The following is a 26,692-nucleotide window of genomic DNA, read 5'->3' on the forward strand; positions in this document are numbered from 1 at the left end:
TATCAGCAAATTTTATCGATAACCAATAGTAGTGGTGGAGTATTGACGTGGATCTCTCTTGTTAAAAAAGAACGCTACTACTTAAATTTACGTTGAGTGTGACTCAGCAAAGGATTAATATCGCCTTAATGGAGGTTTAATTGCAGCCTCCAGGGAGGCCATCCAAGCCGAGTCTGTGTGAGAACTGAATTCTAACTGGATGTCTGGTGTGTAATCAACGGAAAGGGAGCTCGATTGACCATCTCTTTTATCTTCAACCAGGCGGAAATGATTATAGCATTCGCATTTCTGTTTTCTTTACTTAAACGTTCGTAATGCAGAGCTGGCCCTCCGGGGCCAGCTATTAAGACAGCCATAAAGGAGTCAGCAGAATGGATTTGATTTCGGAGAAGTGGCTTCCGGTCACGCTCTCCTCCGGTAAGAAAACGAAGATCTCTCTCTCGGAGCTGATAGACGACACCGTCATCGACCTCGCCTGGCCGCGGTCGGATTTTCAGGGCGCCGCCTGGCAGATGCTGATCGGCGTTATGCAGTGTGCGGTGCCGCCGGAGGATGAGAGCGACTGGAAGCGCGTCTGGAAGAAAGGTTTTGCCGACGGGCAGTGGGAGAAGGGGCTGAGCGCCATCTCAACCGCGCTGCGGTTTGGTCCGCAGAAGCCGTCGTTCCTGCAAAGTTTTGACGCACTCGACAGCGACAGTAGCTCCATCAGCGGGCTACTGATTGACGCCCCGGGCGGCAATACCCTCAAGCTTAATAAAGACCACTTTGTAAAGCGCGGCAGCGTGGAGGGCATCTGCCCGCACTGCGCCGTAATGGCGCTGTATACCGTACAGACCAACTCTCCGGCGGGCGGCGCGGGCTATCGGGTCGGGATGCGCGGCGGCGGGCCGATGACGACGCTGATTGTCCCGGAGAACGAAGGCAGCGTGCCGCTGTGGAAAAAGCTCTGGCTCAACGTAACGTGTGACAGCCTGCCGGAACCCTCGAAATATCCGCTGATTTTCCCCTGGCTTGCGCCTACCGTGACCAGCGATAAAGCAGGGAAGGTGGTGACGCCGGAGAATGCCCATCCTCTGCAGGCGTACTGGGGGATGCCGCGCCGCATCGAGCTGGATTTCGCCGCCACGCGAGCAGGGCGCTGCGATCTCTGCGGCGAGCACAGTGACGCGCTGCTGACGCAAATGCGCGGCAAAAACTACGGCGTGCAGTACGACAGCTGGCTGCATCCGCTCTCACCGTACCGAAAAGTCAAAAAAGATCCCTCCGCGCCCTGGCTGGCGCTCAAGGGACAGCCGGGCGGGCTGGGCTATAAGGACTGGCTAAGCCTGCTGCTGGAGAATGAGGATAACTTCTACAGCATGCAGCCTGCGAAAGTAGTGCGCGAAGCCAGAAGTCTGCGCGGCAACCGCCTGTGGTGTTTTGCCTACGATATGGATAACGCCAAAGCGCGCTGCTGGTATCAGCACCGGGTGCCGCTGATTACCACTGAAGAGCCTGATCGCTTTACCGCACTTGCTTCCAGGGCTATTGGTCTGGCCTCTGATGCCCTCTTCTGCCTGAAGAAAGCGCTGAAAAGCGCCATGTTTGACGCTCCCTCGGAAGCAAAGGCCGATTTCAGCATGACGGAGGTCGCCTTCTGGCAGGAGACTGAGCATCTTTTTCTCCGCTTAATTCACCGTCTGGCTGACGATCCTTTGTTGCAGGCGCCCGAGGCGCGGGCCGCTTGCCGCCAGTGGAGCAGGGCCCTTCATCATTATATTGTTAACGTCTTCGATCGCAGCATCCTGAACAGCACTGAAGGCGATGAAAAAGTGTTGATGCGCCAGCTTGCTGCCCGTCAGCAGCTGGACGGCGACTACCGTAAACTCAAGACGCGCAAGGAGTGGCTGCTGCGCGCCGAGGAAGAAAAGGAAACGCAGCATGATAAGCAGTAAAACGGACGCCTTAATCTATCTGAATAAACCTGAATGCGAGAAGGTGCTATCTGACTGGTGTGAGATGCTGTCTGAGCGCAACGTGACGAACAACAATACCAAAATCAACGGACGCGCCTGGCGGGCGGAGCTCAGGCGCGCGGAGCCGCCTTACGGGGCGATGCTGTGCGAGGCCTACAACGATCTGTGTCGCCGACTGGCGGCAGTGATTGAACTCAAACCCATTGATAAAATGGCACTTTCGCTTTTTGCCTGCGTGGCCGCGCATATCAAAACCAATAATACCAGGAATAGCTTTGCCGCCCAGCTGGGGGAGAAGCTGAACGATGCGACACCGTGCGTTTCTAAACTGCGCTTTGAGCGTTTGCTGAATGCCCGCACGCCGGATGACTTTTGCCGCCTGCTGATTCAGGCCGTCAGGATCCGCAGCAAGGAGGGATGCAACGTGCTGTCCCTGGCAGACAGCTTGTTTATCTGGATGCGGGAGTGGGAGGCGCGCGAAGCGCACCGGCCCGAACCGGCCGATCCCTTCGCCCGCCATCGCGTTCGCTGGACCAATGAATATCTCTCAACTCTGCGCTAATCCGTTATTTAAAAGGAATTCACCATGACCACTTTTATTCAGCTTCACTTTCTGACCGCTTACGCACCGGCAAACCTCAACCGCGACGACTCCGGAAGACCTAAAACCGCCATTATGGGCGGCGTGGATCGCCTGCGCGTCTCCTCCCAAAGCCTCAAGCGTGCCTGGCGCGTCTCGGAAGCCTTTTACGAGCAGCTCGGTGAAAATACCGGTAAGCGCACCCAGCGCATCGGGCGTGATTACGTTTTTGATCCGATGGTGGCAGCCGGTATCAGTGATAAAAAAGCAAAAAGTGCGGCCGAGAAAATTGCCAGCCAGTTCGGCAAATTAAAAAGCGACAAAAAGCCCACGGATCCCAAAAAGAATCTGGAAACAGAACAGCTGGTTCACATTAGCAATCACGAGATAGCGCTGATCGAATCGCTGGTTGCCACGCTTATCGCTGAAGATCGCGAGCCCGATGATGAAGAGCTGAAGCTGCTGCGCAAAGATCAGCAGTCCGTGGATATCGCCATGTTCGGCCGCATGCTGGCGTCATCGCCGGAGTTCAACGTCGAGGCGGCCTGCCAGGTTTCCCACGCGCTGGGCGTCAGCGCCGTGACCGTGGAGTCCGACTTCTTCACCGCCGTCGATGACCTCAACAATAAAGAGCAGGATGCAGGCTCTGCGCACATGGGCGAGCAGGGCTTTGCCTCGGCGCTGTTCTACACCTATCTGTGCATTAACCGCGACCTGCTGGTGGAAAACCTCGGCGGCGATGAAGCGCTGGCGAAGCGCGCCATTGTTGCCCTGACCAAAGCCTCCCTCACCGTTGCGCCAACCGGCAAGCAGAACAGCTTCGCCTCCCGCGCCTACGCCTCCTACGCGCTGGCGGAAATCGGCCAGCAGCAGCCCCGCTCGCTGGCGGCGGCCTTCTTCACGCCGGTACGCGGCGAAGACCAGATTCAGACGGCCATTCTGCGCCTGGAAGCGCAGCGCGACAGCTTTGAAAAAGTTTACGGTAAATGTGCCGATGACCAGTGCGCATTCAGCGTGCCGGAGAGCAGAGGATCTCTGGACGCGCTGCTGACTTTCGTCAGCCAGTAAGGACATGCGATGAAGGAATATCTGGTATTTCAGCTCTATTCGCCGCTGGCGTCGTGGGGAGAGGAGGCGGTGGGCGAAATTCGTCACTCCGCGCCGATGCCGACCCGCTCGGCGCTGCTCGGGCTGCTCGCCGCAGCGGTAGGCATTCGCCGCGAGGAAGAGTCACGGCTAGCGGCGTTTAACGAGGCTTACCACACTGCGGTTCACGTCCTCTCTGAAAAAGCGCGCTGGCTGCGGGATTATCACACCGTGAGCGCGCCGCGCGAGAATAAAAAGCTCAATTACTACACCCGCCGGGATGAACTTACTCTGGCCCCTGATGAGGTCGGCACGCTGATTTCCCAGCGCGAATACCGCTGCGATGGTTACTGGCACGTCGCCATATCGGCGAAGTCCGGGGCCCCGCATACGCTCGCCGAACTGCGCGATGCGCTGACCAGGCCGCATTTCTCGCTCTATCTTGGCAGGAAATCCTGTCCGCTGGCGCTGCCGCTTATGCCGCAGCTGCTGGAGGGCGATTTGAAGCAGGTATTACTTCGCGCCGCAGAAACGCTGCGTCCGGTGGAGCTGAATCGATTTCTCGAAGAAAGCGGATACTGCTACTGGGATGACGCTGAGGAAACAAGCCTTGTGCCGGAACAAACCCTGCACAGCAACAATCAGCCGCTCAGCAGACGCCGCTGGCAGTTCGGCAGCTACACCCGCTTTGGCGGGCCGCTGCGGGGGAGGGAATAATGTACCTGTCACGGATCCAACTTCAGTTTGACGCGCTTCGCCCTGCCATGCTGGAAAAATGGCAGGAGAACGCGGCCTATGCCAGCCACCAGTGGCTGTGGCAGCTTTTCCCGGAGCAGGATAAGCGTCAGTTTCTGTTTCGCCAGGAGCAAGGCGGAGGCTTTTTTGTCCTCTCCTCCGTGCCGCCTCTGGCGCAGCATAATCTGTTCTGTATTGAAACCCGCCCCTACACGCCGCAGCTCGCCAGCGGCGCGATGCTTGATTTTCAGCTGCGGGCCAACCCGGTGGTGACGCGGGGCGGTAAACGCAGCGATGTCATGATGGACGCGCGGTATCAGGCTAAAAGACAGGAGATCCCGCGGGAGCGCTGGAGTGCCTTACAGGAGGCTGCTGCCCGGCGCTGGCTTGAGGCGCAGGGAGAGAAGCACGGCTTTGAACTTGTCGCACAGGCGCCCGATCTGCTGTTTGAGTGGGCCGGTGAGGAAGACGAACAGCAGGATCTATTGGCGACAGCGACCATTGTTGCCTATACCCAGCACCGCCTTACTCGCACAGCAGAGGACAAACCGATTGTTTTCAGCAGCGTTGATTTTGCCGGCACCCTGCGCGTCACCGATCCGCAGGCGTTTACCTCCGCGCTCTATTGCGGGCTGGGCAAAAGCAAGGCTCTGGGCTGCGGGCTATTGATGGTGAAAAGGAGGCGCTGATGGCCTGGCTGCCGCTGAACCCAATCCCGCTGAAGGATCGCGTTTCGATGATCTTTCTCCAGTACGGGCAGATCGACGTGATCGACGGCGCCTTTGTCCTGATCGATAAAACCGGCGTGCGGACGCATATCCCGGTGGGATCCGTAGCCTGCATTATGCTGGAGCCGGGCACCCGCGTCTCTCACGCTGCGATCCGGCTGGCGGCAACGGTCGGGACGCTGCTGGTGTGGGTTGGCGAAGCGGGCGTGCGCCTGTACGCCTCCGGCCAGCCCGGCGGCGCCCGCTCGGACAAGCTGCTCTATCAGGCGAAGCTGGCGCTGGATGACGATCTGCGCCTGAAGGTGGTGCGCAAAATGTTCGAACTGCGCTTCGGCGAACCCGCCCCGGCGCGGCGATCGGTCGATCAGCTTCGCGGTATCGAAGGAAGCCGCGTCAGGGCCACCTACGCCCTGCTGGCGAAAGAGTACGGCGTTAAGTGGCACGGCCGCCGCTACGATCCCAAAGACTGGGAGAAGGGCGATACCGTCAATCAGTGCATCAGCGCCGCAACCGCCTGCCTGTACGGCGTGACTGAAGCGGCTGTCCTCGCGGCGGGCTATGCGCCCGCTATTGGCTTCGTGCATACCGGCAAGCCGCTCTCTTTTGTTTACGATATTGCCGATATCATCAAGTTCGACACCGTCGTGCCCAAAGCCTTTGAAATTGCGCGGCGCCGGCCCGCTGAGCCCGACCGCGAAGTCAGAATTGCCTGCCGGGATATTTTCCGCAGCGGCAAGACACTGGCGAAACTCATTCCGCTGATTGAAGAGGTGCTGGCGGCCGGAGAGATCTCTCCACCCGAGCCGCCCGCCGACGCGCAGCCGATTGCGATCCCCCCTCCGGTCTCGTTCGGCGATGCTGGTCACAGGAGTTCGTAAGCATGGCGATGCTGATGGTTGTTACCGAAAACGTGCCGCCCCGCCTGCGCGGCAGACTGGCTATCTGGCTGCTTGAGGTACGGGCGGGCGTCTACGTCGGCGATACCTCCGCGCGAATACGCGAGATGATCTGGCAGCAAATCACCGCCTTCGCTGAAGAGGGCAATGTCGTTATGGCGTGGGCCACCAACTCGGAGTCGGGTTTTGAGTTTCAGACCTGGGGCGAAAACAGAAGAGTGCCGGTAGATTTAGATGGACTGAGGCTGGTTTCGTTTCTTCCTGATAATAATCAGTAGGTTATTAGCTCTTTAATAATGGGGAATTGTTTGTTTTATGTTGGTAGAATTTTGTGCATTGAAAAAGCTGATTTAAAACAGTTGGTTGTATTTAGAGTGTTCCCCGCGCCAGCGGGGATAAATCGACAAATGGACGTGGGAAGAGCAAGAAGATTACGTGTTCCCCCGTACTTACGGAAACAAAACCAACCTAACCATGCCGCAATAGCTGACAATGCTCTCTCCTCCGCAGCATCAGCAATAAACAATTCCCTGTTCCCTTATTTCCCCACCTTCTTATTCCCATTGGCGCCTTTCGCCGTTCCTGCCAGCTCCCGCACCAGCGGCAGCATCACGTTGACCACTTCGCGTCCGCGCAGGTCGATGCGCCCCGGCAGCGCTTTGTCGAGGTACTGCTGATTATCAAGGCGCGGGTCGTGCCAGCTGGTGCCCTCGGGGAAGGTGCGGGACTTGGTCCGCTGCTGGTAGCCGTCTTTCTTGCCCAGCGACCAGTTGGTGGCCTCGACGGACAGCACCGGGATGCCGGCGCTGTCGAAAACGTCGGCGTCGCTGCAGCAGGCGGTGCCTTTGGGATAGGCGGCGTTAAGGCCGGGGTTGGAGGCGGCCGGTACGCCCCAGCGGTGGGCGAGAGTCAGCGCCCGGTCGCGGGTCAGCTTGCGCACGGCCTCGGGGGTGTTTTTGCCGCTGTTGAAATAGAGCCTGTCGCCCACGGCCAGGTTGTCGAGGTTGATCACCAGCAGGGTATTTTTACGCTGTTCCGGCGTCATGCGCTCCAGCAGGTTTTTGGCGCCCAGGCGGCCCTGCTCCTCGCCGCTGGTGGCGATAAAGCGGATGCCGTAGCGGATCGGGACGTCCCGGAGCTTCTCCGCCAGCTCCAGCATCACGCCGACGCCGAGGGCGTTGTCGTCGATGCCCTGCAGCGTCAGGCCGCCGAGGTTATGGGCGCTGTCCTCATCGCTGAGCGGAGCATAGGTGTCAAGATGCGCCATGACCACGATCTGCTGAGGATCTGAGCCTTCCCGGGCGGCAATCACCGTGCTGCCCGTGACTTTACGCCAGCTCTGGCGATGGTTGCGGTCGGTGTAGATATAGCGGCTGTTAAAGGTGCGGATATCGCTCTCGTAGCCCATCGCGGCAAACTGCTGGCGCAGATAGTCCGCCGTCAGCATCTCGGCCGGCGTACCGGTCATGCGGCCGGGAAAATAGGTGGCGATATGGCGAGCCTGCTCGCTGGCGAAGCTGCCGGTGGGCGCGGCGAACGAGGGTGCAGAGATGCATGCGCCGAGCGCCAGGCAGAAGAGGCGGCGGCACAGGGGGGCGAACATAGGGATATCCTTAAATCTGGGCAAAAAAATACGCCGCGCTAGTATGAGACTGTGCGCCCGCTCGCACAATTTCAATCGCTCTGAAAATGCGGGAATTCTGCGGCTTAAGCACATTTTGATCTTTGCTTTGCCGGTGTGTTATTCCTTTGCGGAACTACTCATTCCATTTCGTAATTTCATTTGCCTTCGGCCTCCCCCTATAGTCCCCCCTATGCTTAATGTGAAAGAGTTGTAACGCTGTGGATTATTTGCCTCTGTTTGCCGCCCTGAAGGGCCGTCCGGTGCTGGTGATCGGCGGCGGCGACGTTGCCGCCCGCAAAATATCGCTGCTGCGCCGGGCCGGCGCCAGAGTGCAAATTGTCGCGCAGGCGCTGTCGCCCGACCTGCGGGAGCTGGTTGAGAACCAGCAGGCAGAATGGCTGGCGCAGGCGTTTGATGAGGCGCAGCTCGACCGCATCTTTTTAGTGATTGCGGCTACCGACGATCCGGTCCTCAATCGCCGGGTTCACGCCGCCGCCGAAGCGCGGCAGCGGCTGGTGAATGTCGTCGACGACAGGCCGCTGTGCACCTTTATCTTCCCCTCGATCGTTGACCGCTCGCCGATACTGGTGGCTATCTCCTCCGGCGGCACCGCGCCCGTGCTGGCGCGTCTGCTGCGCGAAAAGCTGGAGGCGCTGCTGCCCGCGAGCCTCGGACGGATGGCGCAGACCGCCGGGGAGTGGCGCGAGCGCATCAAAGGCCGCCTGACCACCGTCGCCCAGCGCCGCCGCTTCTGGGAGCGGGCGCTGACCGGTCCTTTTGCCGGGCTGATGGCTGCCGGAAATGAAGCCGCCGCTGAAGACGCGCTGGCGCAGGAACTGGCCCGGCCCGAACGTCCGGTCGGCGAAATTGTGCTGGTCGGCGCCGGTCCCGGCGATGCCGGCCTCCTGACCCTGCGCGGGCTGCAGATGATTCAGCAGGCCGATGTGGTGTTTTACGACCATCTGGTGAGCGACGCGGTGCGCGACCTGGTGCGCCGCGACGCGGAGATGATCTGCGTCGGCAAGCGCGCGGGGTCCGACAGCGTGGCGCAGCAGGAGACCAACCGCCTGCTGGTCGACGCCGCCCGCGAAGGCAAAACCGTGGTCCGCCTCAAAGGCGGCGATCCGTTTATTTTTGGCCGCGGCGGCGAAGAGCTGCAGGCGGCCGCCGAGGCGGGCATTCCGTTTCAGGTGGTGCCGGGCATTACCGCGGCGGCGGGCGCTACCGCCTACGCCGGCATTCCGCTGACCCACCGCGACCACGCCCAGAGCGTAACTTTCGTGACCGGCCACTATAAGGCCGACAGCGCGCCATTCGACTGGGCGCAGCTGGCGCAGAGCCGCCAGACCCTGGCTATCTACATGGGCACTCTTAAGGCGGGTGACATCAGCCGCCAGCTGATGGCCCACGGCCGCGATGCCCGCACCCCGGTGGCGGTGATAAGCCGCGGCACCCGCGCCGATCAGCAGGTGATCGCGGGCACCTTACAACAGTTAGAAGACCTGGCGAAAGACGCCCCGATGCCGGCGCTGCTGGTCATCGGTGAAGTGGTGCAACTGCACCAGAGCCTCGCCTGGTTTAACAAAACACAACATCCAGAGAGCGTACGCTCCGAACTGGTAAATATGGCTTAAGGAACGGTTATGGACCAAAAACGACTGACTCACCTGCGGCAGCTGGAGGCGGAGAGCATCCACATCATCCGCGAAGTGGCCGCTGAATTTTCCAATCCGGTGATGATGTACTCCATCGGTAAGGACTCCAGCGTCATGCTGCACCTGGCGCGTAAGGCGTTCTATCCGGGCACGCTGCCGTTCCCGCTGCTGCACGTCGATACCGGCTGGAAGTTCCGCGAGATGTACGAGTTCCGCGACCGCACCGCTAAAGAGTACGGTATCGAGCTGCTGGTGCATCAAAACCCGGAAGGCGTGGCGATGGGCATCAACCCGTTCGTTCACGGCAGCGCCAAGCACACCGATATCATGAAAACCGAAGGGCTGAAGCAGGCGCTGAACAAGTACGGCTTTGACGCCGCGTTCGGCGGCGCGCGCCGCGACGAGGAGAAGTCCCGCGCTAAAGAGCGCATCTACTCCTTCCGCGACCGCTTCCACCGCTGGGACCCGAAAAACCAGCGCCCGGAGCTGTGGCACAACTACAACGGCCAGATTAACAAAGGCGAAAGCATCCGCGTCTTCCCGCTCTCCAACTGGACCGAGCTGGATATCTGGCAGTACATCTTCCTCGAAAATATCGAGATCGTTCCGCTGTACCTGGCGGCGGAGCGCCCGGTACTGGAGCGTGACGGTATGCTGATGATGATCGACGATGACCGCATCGATCTGCAGCCGGGCGAGAAGATCGAAAACCGCATGGTACGCTTCCGCACTCTCGGCTGCTGGCCGCTGACCGGCGCGGTGGAGTCCGAAGCGCAGACTCTGCCGGAGATCATCGAAGAGATGCTGGTCTCGACCACCAGCGAACGTCAGGGCCGCGTGATTGACCGCGACCAGGCAGGCTCGATGGAGCTGAAGAAACGTCAGGGTTATTTCTAAGGAGCCGCCATGAACACCACTATTGCACAACAGATTGCCAACGAAGGCGGCGTCGAAGCCTACCTGCACGCCCAGCAGCATAAAAGCCTGCTGCGCTTTCTGACCTGCGGCAGCGTCGATGACGGCAAAAGCACCCTGATCGGCCGCCTGCTGCACGATACCCGCCAGATTTATGAAGATCAGCTTTCCTCGCTGCACAATGACAGCAAGCGTCACGGCACCCAGGGCGAAAAACTGGATCTGGCCCTGCTGGTGGACGGCCTGCAGGCGGAGCGCGAGCAGGGCATCACCATCGACGTGGCCTACCGCTACTTCTCTACCGAAAAGCGTAAGTTCATTATTGCCGACACCCCCGGCCACGAGCAGTACACCCGCAACATGGCCACCGGCGCCTCCACCTGCGACCTGGCGATCCTGCTGATGGATGCCCGCAAGGGAGTGCTCGATCAGACCCGCCGCCACAGCTTTATCTCCACCCTGCTGGGCATTAGGCACCTGGTCGTGGCGGTCAATAAAATGGACCTGGTGGAGTACAGCGAAGAACGCTTTAACGAGATCCGCGAAGCCTATCTGACCTTCGCCGAACAGCTGCCTGGCGACCTGGATATCCGCTTTGTCCCGCTGTCGGCGCTGGAGGGCGATAATGTCGCGACCCAGAGCACGAACATGCCGTGGTACAGCGGCCCGACGCTGCTGGAAGTGCTGGAGACCGTGGAGATCCATCGCGTGGTTGACGAGCAGCCGCTGCGCTTCCCGGTACAGTACGTTAACCGCCCGAACCTCGACTTTCGCGGTTTTTCCGGCACCGTGGCCTCCGGCACGGTGAAGGTCGGCCAGCGCCTGAAGGTGCTGCCGTCCGGCGTTGAGTCCAGCGTGGCGCGGATCGTCACCTTTGACGGCGATTTGCAGGAGGCCGCTGCCGGCGAGGCCGTTACCCTGGTGCTGAAGGATGAAATCGACATCAGCCGCGGCGATCTGCTGCTCGACGCCGATCAGAATCTGCCCGCCGTACAGCGCGCCAGCGTTGATGTGGTGTGGATGGCCGAGCTGCCGCTGCAGCCGGGCCAGAGCTACGAGATCAAGATTGCCGGTAAAAAGACCCGCGCGCGGGTGGACAGCATCGCGTACCAGGTGGATATCAACAATCTGACCCACCGCGAGGTCGATAGCCTGCCGCTGAACGGCATCGGGCTGGTGGAGCTGACCTTTGATGAGCCGCTGGCGCTCGACAGCTATCAGAATAACCCGGTCACCGGCGGGATGATCTTTATCGACCGCCTGAGCAACGTTACCGTCGGCGCGGGCATGGTCCGCGAGCCGAAGGCCGGAGCGGTTGCCGGTAGCGGCAACTTCAGCGCCTTTGAGCTGGAGCTTAACGCGCTGGTACGCAAGCACTTCCCGCACTGGGGCGCGCGCGATCTGCTGGGAGGCAAGTAATGGCCGCCCACGACGAGAATGTGGTCTGGCATCCGCATCCGGTCACCCGCGAACAGCGGGAGCAGCTCCACGGCCATCGCGGCGTGGTGCTGTGGTTTACCGGCCTCTCGGGGTCGGGTAAATCGACGGTCGCGGGGGCGCTGGAGGAGGCGCTGCACAAGCTCGGCGTCAGCACCTATCTGCTGGACGGCGACAACGTGCGCCACGGCCTGTGCAGCGACCTGGGCTTCAGCGATGCCGATCGTAAGGAAAATATTCGCCGCGTTGGCGAAGTCGCCAGCCTGATGGTGGAAGCCGGGCTGGTGGTGCTGACCGCCTTTATCTCACCCCACCGGGCCGAGCGGCAGATGGTGCGCGACAGGCTCGGGGCAGGGCGCTTCTTTGAAGTGTTTGTGGATACGCCTTTAGAGGTGTGTGAAGCCCGCGATCCGAAAGGGCTGTACAAGAAAGCGAGGGCCGGCGAACTGCGCAACTTCACCGGCATAGACTCGGTCTACGAGGCGCCGGAAGCGGCTGAGATCCACCTGGAGGGTGAACAATTGGTAACAAATTTGGTTAACCAATTATTAGACCTCCTGAGGCAGAACGATATTATCAGATCCTGAGACCGGGCCGGTTTTGCTGGCCCGTCAGTAAACAGGATTGGATATGCGTAATACCCAGAATATGACGATTGCCCGCTCAAACCCTATGGCATCGGACTCGGAAGAGACCATCTGGTCCCTTTCCGGTGCCGCCGTGGGGTTTGCGGCGTGGCTGATGGCCCTGGGGCTTCCGTTCTTGCTGTACGGTAGAAACACCCTGCTGTTTTTCCTCTATACCTGGCCTTTCTTCCTCGCGCTGCTGCCGGTTTCGGTGGTCATTGGCGTTGCGCTGCACTCGCTGCTTAACGGCCGGCTCCCCTACAGCATCGTGGCGACGCTGCTTGCCGTGATGGTGATGTTCGGAGTGCTTTTTTTGTGGCTGCTGGGATAAGCGCCGCGAAAGACGCCAACGGATTGCAATGAGACGTACAACTCAAGCTACAAAATGTGGTACATTCCCGGCGATATGCGGCGTCGTCCGCACGCCGGACTGCGTTCGCCGGCAGGTTACGGGATGATGATGCCGTTTTTCAGGGGGCAGGATGGGTAAACTTACGCTGCTGCTGCTGGCTTTACTGGTCTGGCTGCAGTATTCGCTCTGGTTTGGTAAGAACGGTCTGCACGACTACCGCCGCGTCAATGATGACGTGACGGCCCAGCAGGCGACCAACGCCAAACTCAAGGCGCGCAACGATCAGCTGTTTGCGGAAATTGACGACCTTAACGGTGGCCAGGAGGCTATCGAAGAGCGCGCGCGCAACGAACTCAGCATGACCCGCCCGGGCGAAACCTTCTACCGCCTGGTTCCCGACGCTTCGAAACGCAATCAGGGCCCAGGCGCGGGACAAAATACTCGATAAACAGACGGGCCCAGGATTATTACATGGCAGCCACTTTTCCGGGCGTTTGCGCCGTGGTGCCGGCCGCTGGAGCCGGCCGCCGCATGCAGACGGAATGCCCCAAGCAGTACCTCTCAATCGGTAACAAAACGATTCTCGAACATGCCGTCGGCGCGCTGCTGGCGCATCCGCGCGTTGCGCGGGTGATTATCGCCATCTCGCCGGGAGACGCGCGCTTTGCCGCGCTGCCGCTGGCGCAGCATCCGCAGATCACCGTCGTTGACGGCGGCAGCGAACGCGCCGACTCGGTGATGGCGGGCCTGCGCGCCGCGGGCGACGCCGACTGGGTGCTGGTACACGACGCCGCGCGCCCCTGCCTGCACCGCGATGACCTCGACAGGCTGCTGACTCTGAGTGAAATCAGCCGGGTTGGCGGCATTCTCGCCGCGCCGGTGCGCGATACCATGAAGCGCGCGGAACCCGGCAAAGAGGCGATCGCCCATACCGTCGAGCGCGTTGACCTCTGGCACGCGCTGACCCCGCAATTTTTTCCCCGCGAGCTGCTCTTTGACTGCCTGAACAGGGCGCTCAAAGAAGGTGCCGTCATCACCGACGAAGCCTCGGCGCTGGAGTACTGCGGTTATCATCCGCAGCTGGTGCCGGGCCGGGCCGATAATATTAAAGTCACCCGCCCGGAAGACCTGCGGCTCGCGGAATTTTACCTTACCCGTATCGGACATCAGGAGCAGGCATAATGCGAATTGGACACGGTTTTGACGTACACGCCTTCGGCGGCGAGGGCCCGATCATTATTGGCGGCGTGCGCATTCCTTTTGACAAGGGGCTGCTGGCCCACTCCGACGGCGACGTAGCGCTACACGCCCTGACCGATGCCCTGCTGGGCGCGGCGGCGCTGGGCGATATCGGCAAGCTGTTCCCGGATACCGATCCGGCCTTCAAGGGCGCCGACAGCCGCGCCCTGCTGCGCGAGGCCTGGCGGCGTATCCAGGAGAAGGGCTATACCCTCGGCAACGTCGACGTCACTCTCATCGCCCAGGCGCCGAAGATGCTGCCGCACATTCCGCAGATGCGGGTATTTATCGCCGAAGATCTCGGCTGCCATATGGATGACGTTAACGTCAAAGCCACCACCACCGAGAAGCTCGGCTTTACCGGGCGCGGAGAAGGCATTGCCTGCGAGGCGGTGGCGCTGCTGCACAAGGCGCAGTCATGATCGCCTTTGACCAGCTAACTTACCTGCACGGCAGGCCGGAAAGCGAGGGGCAGCTCAAGGCGAGCCCGGAAGACTTTCTGGTGGTGGAGGATTTAGGCTTTGCGCCGGACGGCGAGGGCGAGCATCTGCTGGTGCGCATCCGCAAGCGCGGCTGCAACACCCGCTTCGTGGCCGATGCGCTGGCGAAGTTCCTGAAAGTGCCTGCCCGCGAAGTCAGCTTCGCCGGGCAAAAAGACAAGCACGCGGTCACCGAACAGTGGCTGTGCGCGCGCCTGCCCGGCAAAGAGATGCCGGAGATGGGCAAATTCCAGCTTGAGGGCTGCGAGGTGCTGGAATTCGCCCGCCATAAGCGCAAGCTGCGCCTGGGGGCGCTGAAGGGGAACGCCTTTACGCTTATCCTGCGCGATATCTCCCGCCGCGCCGACGTCGAGGCCCGCCTGCAGGCCGTGGCGGAAAACGGCGTGCCTAATTACTTCGGCGCCCAGCGCTTCGGCATCGGCGGCAGCAACCTCAGCGGCGCTCTGCGCTGGGCGGAAAGCGGCGGGCCGGTACGCGATCGCAATAAACGCAGTTTCTGGTTGTCGGCGGCCCGCAGCGCGTTGTTTAATCAGGTAGTCAGCGAGCGGCTAAAAAAAACGGACTTTAATCAAGTTGTTGACGGCGATGCGCTACAATTAGCGGGGCGCGGCAGCTGGTTTGTGGCCACCGAAGAAGAGATGCCTGGCCTGCAGGTCCGCGTCGATGACCGCGATCTGATGGTCACCGCCCCGCTGCCGGGCAGCGGCGACTGGGGAAGCCAGCGCGCGGCGCAGGCCTTCGAGCAGCAGGCGCTGGCTGACGAAACTTTGCTGCAGTCGCTGCTGGTGCGCGAAAAAGTGGAGGCCGCGCGCCGGGCGATGCTGCTCTATCCGCAGCAGCTCAGCTGGCAGTGGTGGGACGACGCCACCGCCGAAGTGAAGTTCTGGCTGCCGGCGGGCAGCTTTGCCACCAGCGTCGTCAGGGAACTAATCACTACAACGGGTGACTATGCGAATATTGCTGAGTAACGATGACGGGATCCACGCGCCGGGGATCCAGACCCTGGCAAGGGCCTTGCGGGAGTTCGCCGAGGTTCAGGTTGTTGCACCCGATCGTAACCGCAGCGGCGCATCCAACTCGCTGACCCTTGAGTCGTCGCTGCGCACCGTGGCCTTTGACAATGGCGATATCGCCGTGCAGATGGGAACGCCTACCGACTGCGTCTTTCTCGGCGTTAACACGCTGATGCGCCCGCGCCCTGACGTGGTCGTTTCCGGCATCAATGCCGGGCCGAACCTCGGGGACGACGTTATCTATTCCGGCACCGTGGCGGCAGCCATGGAGGGGCGCCACCTCGGCTTCCCGGCGGTTGCCGTCTCCCTCAACGGCCATCAGCACTACGACACGGCCGCCGCCGTCACCTGCACCATCCTGCGCGCCCTCGCCAGAGAGCCGCTGCGCACCGGGCGCATCCTCAATATCAACGTGCCGGACCTGCCGCTCTCTGAGATCAAAGGCATCCGCGTCACCCGCTGCGGCAGCCGCCATCCGGCGGACAAGGTTATCCCGCAGCAGGATCCGCGCGGCAATACCCTCTACTGGATTGGGCCGCCGGGCGAAAAGTGCGACGCCGGCCCGGATACCGACTTTGCCGCCGTTGACGAAGGCTACGTCTCCGTCACCCCGCTGCACGTCGATCTTACCGCCCACAGCGCGCGGGAGGTGGTATCCGACTGGCTTGAACGCGCGGAGGTCGGCGCGAAATGGTAAGCCAACGCGTCCAGACGCTGCTCAACCTTCTTCGCAGTCAGGGCATCAGCGATGAGCGGGTGCTGGCGGCGATTGCCGCGGTGCCGCGCGAAAAGTTTATCGACGAAGCGTTTGAGCATAAGGCCTGGGAGAACGTGGCCCTGCCGATAGGCCAGGGCCAGACTATCTCTCAGCCCTATATGGTGGCGCGGATGACCGAACTGCTGGCCCTGACCCCGGGATCGCGCGTGCTGGAGATAGGCACCGGCTCCGGCTACCAGACGGCGATCCTCGCCCATCTCGTGCACCACGTCTGCTCCGTTGAGCGCATCAAGAGTCTGCAGTGGCACGCCCGCCGCAGGCTTAAGCAGCTTGATTTACATAATGTTTCAACTCGACACGGCGATGGCTGGCAGGGATGGAAGGCAAGAGCGCCGTTTGATGCCATTATTGTTACCGCCGCGCCGCAGGAGATCCCGGCGGCGCTGGTTGCGCAGCTGGACGACGGCGGCGTGATGGTCTTACCCGTCGGCGACGAGCACCAGTTCCTTAAGCGCGTGCGCCGGCGGGGAACAGAATTCACTATTGATACCGTAGAAGCAGTTCGCTTTGTGCCGCTGGTAAAAGGCGAACTGGCGTAATACAGGATTTTTCCTGTTTATTTCAACGCGATGATTGGCGTAGGGTAATCGCCATCTTGTGTACTCTCGCTGTCGCGTTGCGCGGTCTGTAAGTCACTAACCTATTCCTGGGGGATAAATGAGCGCGGGAAGCCCGACATTCACCGTTAGCCGCCTGGCGGCCTTATCACTGGTTTCACTCTGGCTGGCAGGATGCTCCTCATCCAACAACGCGCCTGCCCCGGTTAGCTCCGTGGGCGGCAGCGCATCGTCCGGCACCAACTCCGGTATGATGATCACGCCGCCGCCGAAGATGGGCGCTTCTGCCCCGCAGAGTCAGCCGGTTCCGGTTCAGCCGCAGCCGCAAATTCAGCCGCAGCGGACAGCGCCGCAAGTCCAGACGCAGCCGCCGTCTCAGCCCGTCGAAACGGTCAACGGCCGCATTGTCTATAACCGTAAATATGGCGACATTCCGAAGGGCAGCTATACCGGGAGTACCTATACCGTTAAGCGCGGCGATACGCTGTTCTACATTGCGTGGGTGACCGGCAACGATTTCCGCGATCTGGCCCAGCGTAACAATATCCCTGAACCGTACGGCCTGACGGTCGGCCAGACGCTGCAGGTAGGCAACGCTTCCGGCCAGCCGATCACCGGTGATAACGCCGTTGCCCAGGCCAGCGCCAGGGCCAGCGCGGCACCAACATCTTCGTCCAGTCAGGTAGAAAAATCCTATCCGGTGGTTGCTTCTCAACCAACAATTACGTATTCTGAAGATTCAGGTGAACAAAGTGCTAACAAGATGTTGCCCAACAATAAGCCTGCGCCCCCGGTCACAGCGCCCGTTACGGCCCCATCCGCCAGCACAACCCAACCAACTGCAAGCAGCACGTCTACCAGTTCGCCGATCTCCTCATGGCGCTGGCCGACGAGCGGCAAAATTATCGACAGCTTTAGCGGCGCCGATGGCGGTAATAAAGGCATCGATATCGCAGGCAGTAAAGGACAGGCTATCGTCGCGACCGCATCAGGACGCGTCGTCTATGCCGGTAACGCGCTGCGCGGTTACGGTAACCTTATTATCATCAAACATAATGATGATTACCTGAGTGCCTACGCCCATAACGACACGATGCTGGTCCGGGAGCAACAAGAGGTCACGGCGGGGCAGAAAATAGCTACCATGGGTAGTACCGGCACCAGTTCTACACGCTTGCATTTTGAAATTCGTTACAAGGGGAAATCCGTCAACCCGCTGCAATATTTACCGCAGCGATAATATGACGAAACGCACCTCAGGTGGGTTTCGTCCAGGGATCACGGGTAGGAGCCACCTTATATGAGTCAGAATACGCTGAAAGTTCAGGATCTAAACGAAGACGCGGAGTTTGATGAGAATGGAGTAGAGGTTTTCGATGAGAAAGCCCTGGTCGAAGAGGAACCCAGTGATAACGATTTAGCCGAAGAAGAGCTGCTATCACAAGGTGTCACTCAGCGTGTCCTTGATGCGACTCAGCTTTACCTTGGTGAGATTGGATACTCTCCACTGCTTACCGCAGAAGAAGAAGTCTACTTTGCACGTCGCGCACTGCGTGGCGACGTGGCCTCCCGTCGCAGGATGATCGAAAGTAACCTGCGCCTGGTGGTAAAAATTGCCCGTCGCTACAGCAATCGTGGTCTGGCACTGCTGGATCTGATTGAAGAGGGCAATCTGGGACTGATTCGCGCGGTTGAGAAGTTCGACCCGGAACGGGGTTTCCGCTTCTCTACGTATGCAACATGGTGGATTCGTCAGACCATTGAACGGGCAATCATGAACCAAACCCGTACCATTCGTCTGCCGATCCACATTGTTAAAGAGCTGAACGTCTATCTGCGTACCGCTCGCGAACTCTCCCACAAGCTCGATCATGAGCCGAGTGCGGAGGAGATCGCAGAGCAGCTGGATAAACCGGTCGATGACGTCAGCCGCATGCTGCGCCTCAATGAACGCATCACCTCAGTGGATACCCCGCTGGGCGGTGATTCAGAAAAAGCGCTGCTGGACATCCTGGCCGATGAGAAAGACAACGGCCCGGAAGACACCACTCAGGACGATGACATGAAGCAGAGCATCGTCAAGTGGCTGTTCGAACTTAACGCTAAGCAGCGTGAAGTGCTGGCCCGCCGCTTTGGCCTGCTGGGCTACGAAGCGGCAACGCTTGAGGACGTCGGTCGTGAAATTGGCCTGACCCGCGAGCGCGTGCGCCAGATCCAGGTTGAGGGCCTGCGCCGCCTGCGTGAAATTCTGCAGGGGCAAGGACTCAGCATTGAAGCGCTGTTCCGTGAATAAGCGATAACACTCTTCAGCAAAAAGGCCGATCCTTCGCGATCGGCCTTTTTTTATTCTGCGTCCAGCATCTTGTCGATCAGCCGCGAGAACTGCGCCTGCTCCTCCGCCGTCAGGCGGCCCAGAAACGCCTCATCAACGCGGTCGCCCACCGGCTGACACAGCGCGAGCAGGGTTTCGCCCTCCGCGGTCAGAAACACGAAGCGGCGGCGCCTGTCCGCCGGATCCTGCTCCCTGTACAAAAGCCCGCGGGCCTCCATGCGGCTCAGCATCTCGGCCAGCGTCGCCTTGGTGCTTACCGCCGCTTCGGTGAGGGCGACCTGCTCGATGCCCGGCGCTTCTGCCACCGAACGCATCACCGCGTACTGCGGCTTGGTTAAATCCGGCAGCGCCTGCTGCCAGCGCGCGGTGTGCTGCTGAAAAAGCTGGCGCAGCCGGTGAAAAGTTTCCTGTCTGAGTTCCATGCCCCGCTCCGGGAAAAGATGTAGCGGACCATGATAGCCGCTTCTTGCCCATTGGTTAATGCGAACTGTTTTAACAGTTAGTGTGATCGTGTACGAACAATATTGCCAGGACCCGCAATTGGGCGTAGTTTAAATACAAAGTTCGTACACGAACAATTTTGAGGTGAGGCATGAGATTAATTGTCGGAATGACCGGCGCCACCGGCGCGCCGCTCGGCGTGGCGCTGCTGAAGGCGCTGCGCGAAACCGGAAAAGTGGAGACCCATCTGGTGATGTCGAAGTGGGCGAAAGCCACCCTTGAACTGGAAACGGCTTACAGCGTTCGCGACGTCGCGGCGCTGGCCGACGTCTGCCACAGCGCGGGCGACCAGGGCGCGACCATCTCCTCCGGCTCTTTTCACACCGACGGCATGATAGTTATCCCCTGCAGCATGAAAACGCTGGCGGGCATCCGCGCCGGCTACGCCGACGGCCTGGTCGGCCGGGCGGCTGACGTGGTGCTGAAAGAGGGGCGCAGGCTGGTGCTGATCCCACGCGAAATGCCGCTCAGCACTATTCATCTTGAAAATATGCTGGCGCTTTCGCGCATGGGCGTGGCGATGGTGCCGCCCATGCCCGCCTACTACAACCATCCGGAAACCATTGACGACGTAACGCAGCACATTGTGACCCGCGTTATGGATCAGTTTGGTTTGCAGAATCCGCTCGCCCGACGCTGGCAGGGGCTGCAGGCCGCATCGCGCCATTCACAGGAGGAGTAACATGGCTTTTGATGATTTACGCAGTTTTCTGCAGGGGCTGGAGGAGCAGGGCCAGCTGCTGAGGATTTCGGAAGCGGTGAACGCCGAGCCGGATCTGGCCGCCGCCGCTAACGCCACCGGGCGCATCGGCGACGGCGCGCCCGCATTGTGGTTTGATAATATTCGCGGCTTTACCGACGCCCGGGTGGCGATGAACACCATCGGCTCCTGGCAGAACCACGCCATTTCGCTGGGCCTGCCGCCCAATACGCCGGTGAAAAAGCAGATCGATGAGTTTATCCGCCGCTGGGACAACTTCCCGGTGGCGCCGGAGCGCCGCGATAATCCGCCCTGGGCGCAGAATAGCGTGGATGCGGACGATATCAACCTGTTCGACATCCTGCCGCTGTTTCGCCTCAACGACGGCGACGGCGGCTTCTACCTCGACAAGGCCTGCGTCGTCTCCCGCGATCCGCTCGACCCGGACCACTTCGGCAAGCAGAACGTCGGCATCTACCGCATGGAGGTCAAAGGTAAGCGCAAGCTCGGCCTGCAGCCGGTGCCGATGCACGACATTGCCCTGCACCTGCATAAAGCCGAAGAGCGCGGTGAAGATCTGCCGATCGCCATTACCCTCGGCAACGATCCGATTATCACCCTGATGGGCGCCACGCCGCTGAAGTACGATCAGTCCGAATATGAGATGGCGGGCGCGCTGCGGGAAAGCCCGTACCCGATCGCCACCGCGCCGCTGACCGGCTTCGACGTGCCCTGGGGCTCAGAAGTTATCCTCGAAGGCGTAATAGAAGGGCGCAAGCGCGAAATCGAAGGCCCGTTCGGCGAGTTCACCGGCCACTACTCCGGCGGGCGCAACATGACCGTGGTGCGCATCGACAAAGTGTCGTACCGCACGAAACCTATCTTTGAATCACTGTACCTCGGTATGCCGTGGACCGAAATCGACTATCTGATGGGCCCGGCCACCTGCGTACCGCTCTACCAGCAGCTGAAGGCCGAGTTTCCGGAAGTGCAGGCGGTTAACGCCATGTACACCCACGGCCTGCTGGCGATCATCTCCACCAAAAAGCGCTACGGCGGCTTCGCCCGCGCGGTAGGCCTGCGTGCGATGACCACGCCCCACGGACTCGGCTACGTCAAGATGGTGATTATGGTCGATGAGGACGTCGATCCGTTTAACCTGCCGCAGGTGATGTGGGCCCTGTCGTCGAAGGTCAATCCGGCGGGCGACCTGGTGCAGCTGCCGAATATGTCGGTGCTGGAGCTGGACCCCGGCTCCAGCCCGGCGGGCATTACCGATAAGCTGATTATTGACGCCACCACGCCGGTGGCGCCGGATACCCGCGGCCACTACAGCCAGCCGGTACAGGATCTGCCCGAAACCAAAGCCTGGGCGGAAAAACTCACCGCCATGCTGGCCGCGCGTAAATAAGGAGGAGATGATGATTTGTCCACGCTGTGCCGATGCGCACATTGAGGTAATGGCGACGTCGCCGGTAAAAGATGTCTGGATTGTCTACCAGTGCCAGCACTGCCTCTACACCTGGCGCAATACCGAACCGCTGCGCCGCACCAGCCGCGAGCACTATCCGGAGGCGTTTCGCATGACCCAGGCGGATATTGATAACGCCCCGCAGGTGCCGACTGTGCCGCCGCTGCTGGCGGCGGATAAGCGATAGATAATCCCATTCTATACAGGATTGTGGAAAGGTTCCGTTCACTCGCAGCACTCTGCTTCTCTGTCAGGTTTTCTGCGGTGAACGTGTTAAGAGGGCTCGCCGCCGCCCTCTTAACAATCTCGGCTCCCGGCAACAAAAATCGCCGCTGCGCGGAACCTCAGATTCTGACGTCTGGCTTTCGGGTTCGGCTCGACTCGTGATTACTCGGCTCATCCCTGAGCCTCGCCCCTCCGGGGCCAATGCTGCGCATTGTTCAAAATCGTTCCGGACGATTTTGTCCATGCCTCGTTTCGCCTCAGCCCGCATCCCTGCGGGCTGCCCCGGCCAGACGGCAGAATCTGAGGCGATTTTAAGCCGGACGTTAAACCCTCAGAGTACGTAAGAATTGCGTACAACCTATAGCGTAGGCCCGGCAAGCGCAGCGCCGCCGGGCAGAATCCGCAGCCTTACACCAGGCTCTTCAGCCGGTAGATCCACTCCAGCGCCTGGCGCGGGGTCAGCGAATCCGGATCGAGATTTTCCAGCGCTTCTACCGCCGGCGACGTCTCTTCCGGCGCTGCCAGCAGCGACATCTGCGTGCCGTCAATGGCCGTTGCCGCCGCGTTGGGCGACAGGCTCTCCAGCTCGCGCAGCTTCTGCCGCGCCCGCTTGATCACCTCTTTCGGCACCCCGGCCAGCGCCGCCACGGCCAGGCCGTAGCTCTTGCTCGCCGCGCCGTCCTGCACGCTGTGCATAAAGGCGATGGTGTCCCCGTGCTCCAGCGCGTCGAGGTGGACGTTGGCCACGCCCTCCATCTTCTCCGGCAGCTGGGTCAGCTCGAAGTAGTGGGTGGCAAACAGGGTCAGCGCCTTGATGCGGTTAGCGAGGTTCTCCGCGCAGGCCCAGGCCAGCGACAGGCCGTCGTAGGTCGAGGTGCCGCGGCCGATTTCGTCCATCAGCACCAGGCTGTTCTCGGTGGCGTTGTGCAGAATGTTGGCGGTCTCGGTCATCTCCACCATAAAGGTCGAACGGCCGGAGGCCAGATCGTCCGCCGCGCCGACGCGGGTAAAGATGCGGTCAATCGGCCCCAGCTCCGCCTTCTGCGCCGGCACGTAGCTGCCGATGTAGGCCAGCAGGGCGATCAGCGCCGTCTGGCGCATATAGGTACTCTTACCGCCCATGTTCGGGCCGGTGATGATCAGCATCCGCCGCTGCGGCGACAGGTTCAGCGGGTTGGCGATAAACGGTTCGTGCAGCACCTGCTCCACCACCGGATGGCGGCCCTCGGTAATGCGGATGCCCGGCTTATCGCTGAAGGTCGGGCAGACGTAGTTGAGGGTGTAGGCCCGCTCGGCGAGGTTGACCAGCACGTCCAGCTCCGCCAGCGCGGCGGCGCTCTGCTGCAGCTCGGCCAGGTGCGGCAGCAGCAGGTCGAACAGCTGATCGTAGAGCTGTTTCTCCAGCGCCAGCGCCTTGCCTTTCGAAGTGAGCACTTTGTCTTCGTACTCTTTCAGCTCCGGAATAATGTAGCGCTCGGCGTTTTTCAGCGTCTGGCGGCGGACATAATTAATCGGCGCCAGGTGGCTCTGGCCGCGGCTGATCTGGATGTAGTAGCCGTGCACCGCGTTATAGCCGACTTTCAGCGTGTCCAGTCCCAGGCGCTCGCGTTCGCGAATCTCCAGCTTATCCAGATAGTCGGTGGCGCCGTCCGCCAGCGCGCGCCATTCGTCCAGCTCCTCGTTGTAGCCGGGGGCGATAACCCCGCCGTCGCGCACCAGCACCGGCGGGGTTTCAATCACCGCCCGCTCCAGCAGCTCGCGCAGCTCGCTAAACTCGCCCATCGTCTCGCGCAACGCCTGCACCGGGGCGCAGTCAACGTCCGCCAGCTGCGCCCGCAGCTCCGGCAGCTGCTGGAAGGCGTGGCGCATACGGGCCAAATCGCGCGGGCGGGCGGTGCGCAGCGCCAGGCGGGCCAGAATACGCTCCAGATCGCCCACCTGGCGCAGCACCGGCTGCAGCTCGCTATAGCGATCCTGCAGGGCACCGATGGTCTGCTGGCGCCCGGTCAGCACAGAGGTATCGCGCACCGGCATATGCAGCCAGCGCTTGAGCATCCGGCTGCCCATCGGCGTGACGGTGCTGTCGAGCACCGACGCCAGCGTGTTCTCGACGCCGCCGGCCAGGTTCTGGGTGATCTCCAGATTGCGGCGGGTGGCGGCGTCCATGATGATACTGTCCTGCTGCCGTTCCATGGTAATCGAGCGGATGTGCGGCAGCGAGGTGCGCTGGGTATCCTTCACGTACTGCAGCAGGCAGCCCGCCGCACACAGGCCGCGCGGCGCGTTTTCCACGCCGAAGCCCACCAGATCGCGGGTGCCGAACTGCAAATTGAGCTGCTGGCGGGCGGTGTCGATTTCAAACTCCCACAGCGGGCGGCGGCGCAGGCCGCGACGGCCCTCGATCAGCGCCATTTCGGCGAAGTCTTCCGCGTACAGCAGCTCCGCCGGATTGGTGCGCTGCAGCTCGGCGGCCATCGTCTCGCGGTCCGCCGGCTCGCTCAGGCGAAAGCGCCCGGAGCTGATATCGAGCGTCGCGAAACCGAAACCTTTACTGTCCTGCCAGATGGCCGCCAGCAGATTGTCCTGGCGCTCCTGCAGCAGCGCCTCGTCGCTGATGGTGCCCGGCGTGACGATGCGCACCACCTTGCGCTCTACCGGCCCCTTGCTGGTAGCCGGATCGCCAATCTGTTCGCAGATAGCCACCGACTCGCCGAGGTTAACCAGCTTCGCCAGATAGTTCTCCACCGCGTGGTGCGGCACGCCCGCCATCGGAATCGGCTCCCCGGCGGAGGCGCCGCGTTTGGTCAGGGAGATATCGAGCAGCTGCGACGCGCGTTTGGCGTCGTCATAAAACAGCTCGTAGAAGTCGCCCATGCGGTAAAACAGCAGGATTTCCGGATGCTGCGCTTTGAGCTTGAGGTACTGCTGCATCATGGGAGTGTGGGCGTCGAAATTATCAAGTGTCGTCATGGAGTTAAGATATCCATCTCATTGAAACGCAATGTTATTTAGGCATTTCTGGTACGAAGAATTGATAATATTGTCGCATGAAAAGAGTAGAGGTTCTACGGGCTGAACGGTGACTTTGAGGCCGTCCGGCAGCTATGATCACAATCACGGGATCTGCTTAGATAGATGTCATTCTATCGAAAGCACCTGCAGTCCGGGGATAAACGGATGCCAACCGCTTATATAGATGTACCTCAATAAACCACATGAATTGGGTTGGATTAATCCAGTCATTATTAATGGCGATGGTATACTTGCAAAGCTGTATCCACAGATAATTATTCTCGTCATTGCAACTCACGCTTCGGATGTTGAAGCACCAAGGGGCGACGAGCACCAGCGTAGTCATAATTCTATAATTCTGATTGTTTAATCTATAGCCTTATGTTAAAAATACTGGTAATTGTAAGAGGTCATATTATAGATGTGATTGGTTAACTATTTGATGGTGGTCACAAATGAAAGCTTATGAAATTGAAACTTTACTTATTCAAAATGGTTTCAATCCTAAAGAAATATCTGTCATGAAGCTACATGCAGAAAAACATGGACACCCCTATCTTTGGTTATTACAGCAACTTAAGAAAAGATTTATTGTATCAGTCGTTTTAATGTTAATCCTTTTGGTAGGAGGTATACTGACATTTATCTATGGTAGTTATGAAAATAAAGTCTCCTATTCAGTGATGCTAATTATAGGTTTTATTATTATATATGTATTCACTCCATTAAATACTGGGTATAAGGCATGCAAATTATTGAGTAGAAATAGTCACTTATTATAGCTGTCCCGAATGGATTTTATTGCCATGCCATCATTATATATTTCTATGAGCAATTCGTTTCTGCTCATTTCCTTAATTTTCCTCACATAGTCCGTATTAAGATAATAAAAAAGCCGCCAAGCTTCGGGTTTTTTTATTAAGCGAACAAAGCCATAAAGCGAAAGCGCTAAATCCATTGAGCTGTATGCAATCTGTCCTACTTTGCTGTCAAAACCAAGAAATTCAGCGGTGACTATATACCCTTTCTTAAGAAAACCAATGCTATCTGATTTATTAAATATTAAATTCTCAGCAGACTCCTGAACACCATTGAGCCCATGGAGTACCAGCATTCCTCCGAAGGCCGTTCCGATAACTACACCCGAAGCAAGTGATGCGCTAATAACTGCAAGCCCCGCAACAACTTGTAATCCGCCCAGAACTACACCGATGCCATTTATAATATATACCCAGTTGTCTTTATCCTTAATGACTGAAATTGAAGCATGAATAGCTGCATTACCGCTTCGTAACAAACGGTCTTGAGTATCTAAATAGTCAATCTCTGCCTTTATATTCTGAATGCATTGCTGGCAAATATTGTCATCACTTGTACGACTAATAACATCGAATTGTGCCTTGATGAATGCCTGAATTTCATTGTTGAAGTCCAGACGAACTAAAGGATGATTAAGATGACTATGGGCAATAAAATTAGCCTTTCTGGTTAGAGTGTTAGCTTCTGCCTGCGCAATCGCGTTGTAGTAATGTTGATGGCGATGTTTAGCTAAGTAGTTATCCATGATGAACTCAATATTTATAATGATTCTTGTAAGAAATGGCTTTTCCTTACAATACTTAGATTAATATGGTTAGTAGCATAGAATATTATGGGTTAATATTGTTTGAGAATCATCCTAATGTAATGTGGGTGATCATTTATGTCAATTATGCTACTTCGAGAACAATAAGAAAGCATGCCATACCCTCCGTCATCGGTGGTGTCGCAGTACC

The 26,692-nt window shown here is 59.4% G+C and carries 28 protein-coding genes; 24 read left to right on the plus strand and 4 right to left on the minus strand.

All coding sequences use genetic code 11. The annotated features are described in order from the left end of the window. The first annotated feature begins 371 nt into the window (after positions 1-371). From casA to cas2e, 7 genes are read left to right on the plus strand one after another with little or no spacing between them, the layout of a single operon-like run. Positions 372-1,934, plus strand: coding sequence for a type I-E CRISPR-associated protein Cse1/CasA (gene casA / locus ENGE1_RS11385; RefSeq protein WP_048253371.1), 1,563 nt, complete (start codon positions 372-374; stop codon positions 1,932-1,934). Continuing rightward, on the plus strand, positions 1,921-2,517 hold the full coding sequence (gene casB / locus ENGE1_RS11390; protein ID WP_048253370.1) for a type I-E CRISPR-associated protein Cse2/CasB: 597 nt from the start codon (positions 1,921-1,923) through the stop codon (positions 2,515-2,517). The genes casA and casB overlap by 14 nt, the downstream gene beginning before the upstream one ends. A gap of 24 nt (positions 2,518-2,541) precedes the next feature. Further along, entirely contained in the window at positions 2,542-3,603 is a 1,062-nt protein-coding gene (cas7e, locus tag ENGE1_RS11395; protein WP_048253369.1) for a type I-E CRISPR-associated protein Cas7/Cse4/CasC, read from the plus strand. A gap of 9 nt (positions 3,604-3,612) precedes the next feature. After that, on the plus strand, positions 3,613-4,338 hold the full coding sequence (gene cas5e, locus ENGE1_RS11400) for a type I-E CRISPR-associated protein Cas5/CasD (protein WP_045289334.1): 726 nt from the start codon (positions 3,613-3,615) through the stop codon (positions 4,336-4,338). Then, positions 4,338-5,045: a type I-E CRISPR-associated protein Cas6/Cse3/CasE gene (cas6e, locus tag ENGE1_RS11405; RefSeq protein WP_048253368.1), complete on the plus strand. Its 708-nt coding sequence runs from the start codon at positions 4,338-4,340 to the stop codon at positions 5,043-5,045. Before cas5e ends, cas6e begins: the two co-directional genes overlap by 1 nt. Then, entirely contained in the window at positions 5,045-5,962 is a 918-nt protein-coding gene (cas1e, locus tag ENGE1_RS11410) for a type I-E CRISPR-associated endonuclease Cas1e (protein ID WP_048253367.1), read from the plus strand. The genes cas6e and cas1e overlap by 1 nt, the downstream gene beginning before the upstream one ends. A 2-nt stretch (positions 5,963-5,964) precedes the next feature. Beyond that, complete coding sequence (gene cas2e / locus ENGE1_RS11415; RefSeq protein WP_045289337.1) at positions 5,965-6,258, plus strand: type I-E CRISPR-associated endoribonuclease Cas2e; 294 nt, start codon at positions 5,965-5,967, stop codon at positions 6,256-6,258. A 260-nt stretch (positions 6,259-6,518) separates the two neighbouring features. On the opposite strand, the gene ENGE1_RS11420 is transcribed toward cas2e, so the two are convergent. Next, entirely contained in the window at positions 6,519-7,583 is a 1,065-nt protein-coding gene (locus ENGE1_RS11420) for an aminopeptidase (RefSeq protein WP_048253366.1), read from the minus strand. A gap of 239 nt (positions 7,584-7,822) precedes the next feature. Here ENGE1_RS11420 and cysG point away from each other — a divergent pair, with 239 nt between their 5' ends. From cysG to rpoS, 13 genes are all read left to right on the plus strand, one after another. Next, on the plus strand, positions 7,823-9,238 hold the full coding sequence (gene cysG, locus ENGE1_RS11425) for a siroheme synthase CysG (protein WP_048253365.1): 1,416 nt from the start codon (positions 7,823-7,825) through the stop codon (positions 9,236-9,238). Positions 9,239-9,247: 9 nt separating this feature from the next. Beyond that, positions 9,248-10,156: a sulfate adenylyltransferase subunit CysD gene (gene cysD, locus ENGE1_RS11430; RefSeq protein WP_043082253.1), complete on the plus strand. Its 909-nt coding sequence runs from the start codon at positions 9,248-9,250 to the stop codon at positions 10,154-10,156. 9 nt (positions 10,157-10,165) lie between these two features. Further along, complete coding sequence (gene cysN, locus ENGE1_RS11435; protein ID WP_048253364.1) at positions 10,166-11,593, plus strand: sulfate adenylyltransferase subunit CysN; 1,428 nt, start codon at positions 10,166-10,168, stop codon at positions 11,591-11,593. Continuing rightward, positions 11,593-12,198 (plus strand): adenylyl-sulfate kinase, encoded by a 606-nt coding sequence (cysC, locus tag ENGE1_RS11440; RefSeq protein WP_043082255.1) that lies wholly within the window; start codon positions 11,593-11,595, stop codon positions 12,196-12,198. Before cysN ends, cysC begins: the two co-directional genes overlap by 1 nt. A 43-nt stretch (positions 12,199-12,241) precedes the next feature. Beyond that, complete coding sequence (locus tag ENGE1_RS11445) at positions 12,242-12,568, plus strand: DUF3561 family protein (RefSeq protein WP_043082256.1); 327 nt, start codon at positions 12,242-12,244, stop codon at positions 12,566-12,568. A gap of 151 nt (positions 12,569-12,719) precedes the next feature. After that, positions 12,720-13,037, plus strand: a complete 318-nt coding sequence (gene ftsB / locus ENGE1_RS11450; protein ID WP_043082257.1) for a cell division protein FtsB — start codon at positions 12,720-12,722, stop codon at positions 13,035-13,037. A 23-nt stretch (positions 13,038-13,060) separates the two neighbouring features. Beyond that, positions 13,061-13,771, plus strand: coding sequence for a 2-C-methyl-D-erythritol 4-phosphate cytidylyltransferase (gene ispD, locus ENGE1_RS11455; protein ID WP_048253363.1), 711 nt, complete (start codon positions 13,061-13,063; stop codon positions 13,769-13,771). Beyond that, positions 13,771-14,250 (plus strand): 2-C-methyl-D-erythritol 2,4-cyclodiphosphate synthase, encoded by a 480-nt coding sequence (ispF, locus tag ENGE1_RS11460; protein WP_048253362.1) that lies wholly within the window; start codon positions 13,771-13,773, stop codon positions 14,248-14,250. The genes ispD and ispF overlap by 1 nt, the downstream gene beginning before the upstream one ends. After that, entirely contained in the window at positions 14,247-15,296 is a 1,050-nt protein-coding gene (gene truD / locus ENGE1_RS11465; protein ID WP_048253361.1) for a tRNA pseudouridine(13) synthase TruD, read from the plus strand. Before ispF ends, truD begins: the two co-directional genes overlap by 4 nt. Next, positions 15,277-16,038, plus strand: coding sequence for a 5'/3'-nucleotidase SurE (surE, locus tag ENGE1_RS11470; protein ID WP_043082261.1), 762 nt, complete (start codon positions 15,277-15,279; stop codon positions 16,036-16,038). Before truD ends, surE begins: the two co-directional genes overlap by 20 nt. Then, positions 16,032-16,658, plus strand: a complete 627-nt coding sequence (locus ENGE1_RS11475) for a protein-L-isoaspartate(D-aspartate) O-methyltransferase (RefSeq protein ID WP_043082262.1) — start codon at positions 16,032-16,034, stop codon at positions 16,656-16,658. Before surE ends, ENGE1_RS11475 begins: the two co-directional genes overlap by 7 nt. Before the next feature lie 118 nt (positions 16,659-16,776). Next, positions 16,777-17,916 (plus strand): murein hydrolase activator NlpD, encoded by a 1,140-nt coding sequence (gene nlpD / locus ENGE1_RS11480; RefSeq protein WP_048253360.1) that lies wholly within the window; start codon positions 16,777-16,779, stop codon positions 17,914-17,916. 60 nt (positions 17,917-17,976) lie between these two features. Continuing rightward, complete coding sequence (gene rpoS, locus ENGE1_RS11485; RefSeq protein WP_043082264.1) at positions 17,977-18,969, plus strand: RNA polymerase sigma factor RpoS; 993 nt, start codon at positions 17,977-17,979, stop codon at positions 18,967-18,969. 50 nt (positions 18,970-19,019) lie between these two features. Here the strand turns inward: rpoS and ENGE1_RS11490 are convergent, their stop codons facing one another. Continuing rightward, a complete protein-coding gene (locus ENGE1_RS11490; RefSeq protein ID WP_043082265.1) occupies positions 19,020-19,430 on the minus strand; it encodes a MarR family winged helix-turn-helix transcriptional regulator in 411 nt (136 codons plus the stop codon). A gap of 170 nt (positions 19,431-19,600) precedes the next feature. On the opposite strand from ENGE1_RS11490, the gene ENGE1_RS11495 reads away from it, so the two are divergent. The 3 genes from ENGE1_RS11495 to ENGE1_RS11505 are packed head-to-tail and all read left to right on the plus strand — an operon-like array spanning position 19,601 to position 21,867. After that, positions 19,601-20,191, plus strand: a complete 591-nt coding sequence (locus ENGE1_RS11495) for a non-oxidative hydroxyarylic acid decarboxylases subunit B (protein WP_048253358.1) — start codon at positions 19,601-19,603, stop codon at positions 20,189-20,191. Position 20,192: 1 nt separating this feature from the next. After that, on the plus strand, positions 20,193-21,620 hold the full coding sequence (locus ENGE1_RS11500) for a non-oxidative hydroxyarylic acid decarboxylases subunit C (protein ID WP_048253357.1): 1,428 nt from the start codon (positions 20,193-20,195) through the stop codon (positions 21,618-21,620). Between the two features lie 10 nt (positions 21,621-21,630). Continuing rightward, positions 21,631-21,867: a non-oxidative hydroxyarylic acid decarboxylases subunit D gene (locus tag ENGE1_RS11505; RefSeq protein ID WP_048253356.1), complete on the plus strand. Its 237-nt coding sequence runs from the start codon at positions 21,631-21,633 to the stop codon at positions 21,865-21,867. A gap of 446 nt (positions 21,868-22,313) precedes the next feature. Here ENGE1_RS11505 and mutS read toward each other — a convergent pair whose 3' ends face one another. Further along, positions 22,314-24,875 carry a DNA mismatch repair protein MutS gene (mutS, locus tag ENGE1_RS11510; protein WP_048253355.1) on the minus strand — a complete coding sequence of 854 codons (2,562 nt, stop codon included), beginning with the start codon at positions 24,873-24,875 and terminating at the stop codon, positions 22,314-22,316. Between the two features lie 497 nt (positions 24,876-25,372). Here mutS and ENGE1_RS28430 point away from each other — a divergent pair, with 497 nt between their 5' ends. Then, positions 25,373-25,699: a hypothetical protein gene (locus ENGE1_RS28430; RefSeq protein ID WP_127626247.1), complete on the plus strand. Its 327-nt coding sequence runs from the start codon at positions 25,373-25,375 to the stop codon at positions 25,697-25,699. Here the strand turns inward: ENGE1_RS28430 and ENGE1_RS11515 are convergent. Further along, positions 25,687-26,481 (minus strand): DUF4225 domain-containing protein, encoded by a 795-nt coding sequence (locus tag ENGE1_RS11515; RefSeq protein WP_048253354.1) that lies wholly within the window; start codon positions 26,479-26,481, stop codon positions 25,687-25,689. The two genes, ENGE1_RS28430 and ENGE1_RS11515, sit on opposite strands and share 13 nt — an antisense overlap. Positions 26,482-26,692 lie beyond the last annotated feature (211 nt).

The organism is Pluralibacter gergoviae ATCC 33028 = NBRC 105706, assembly GCF_001598855.1.
GTDB lineage: Bacteria > Pseudomonadota > Gammaproteobacteria > Enterobacterales > Enterobacteriaceae > Pluralibacter > Pluralibacter gergoviae.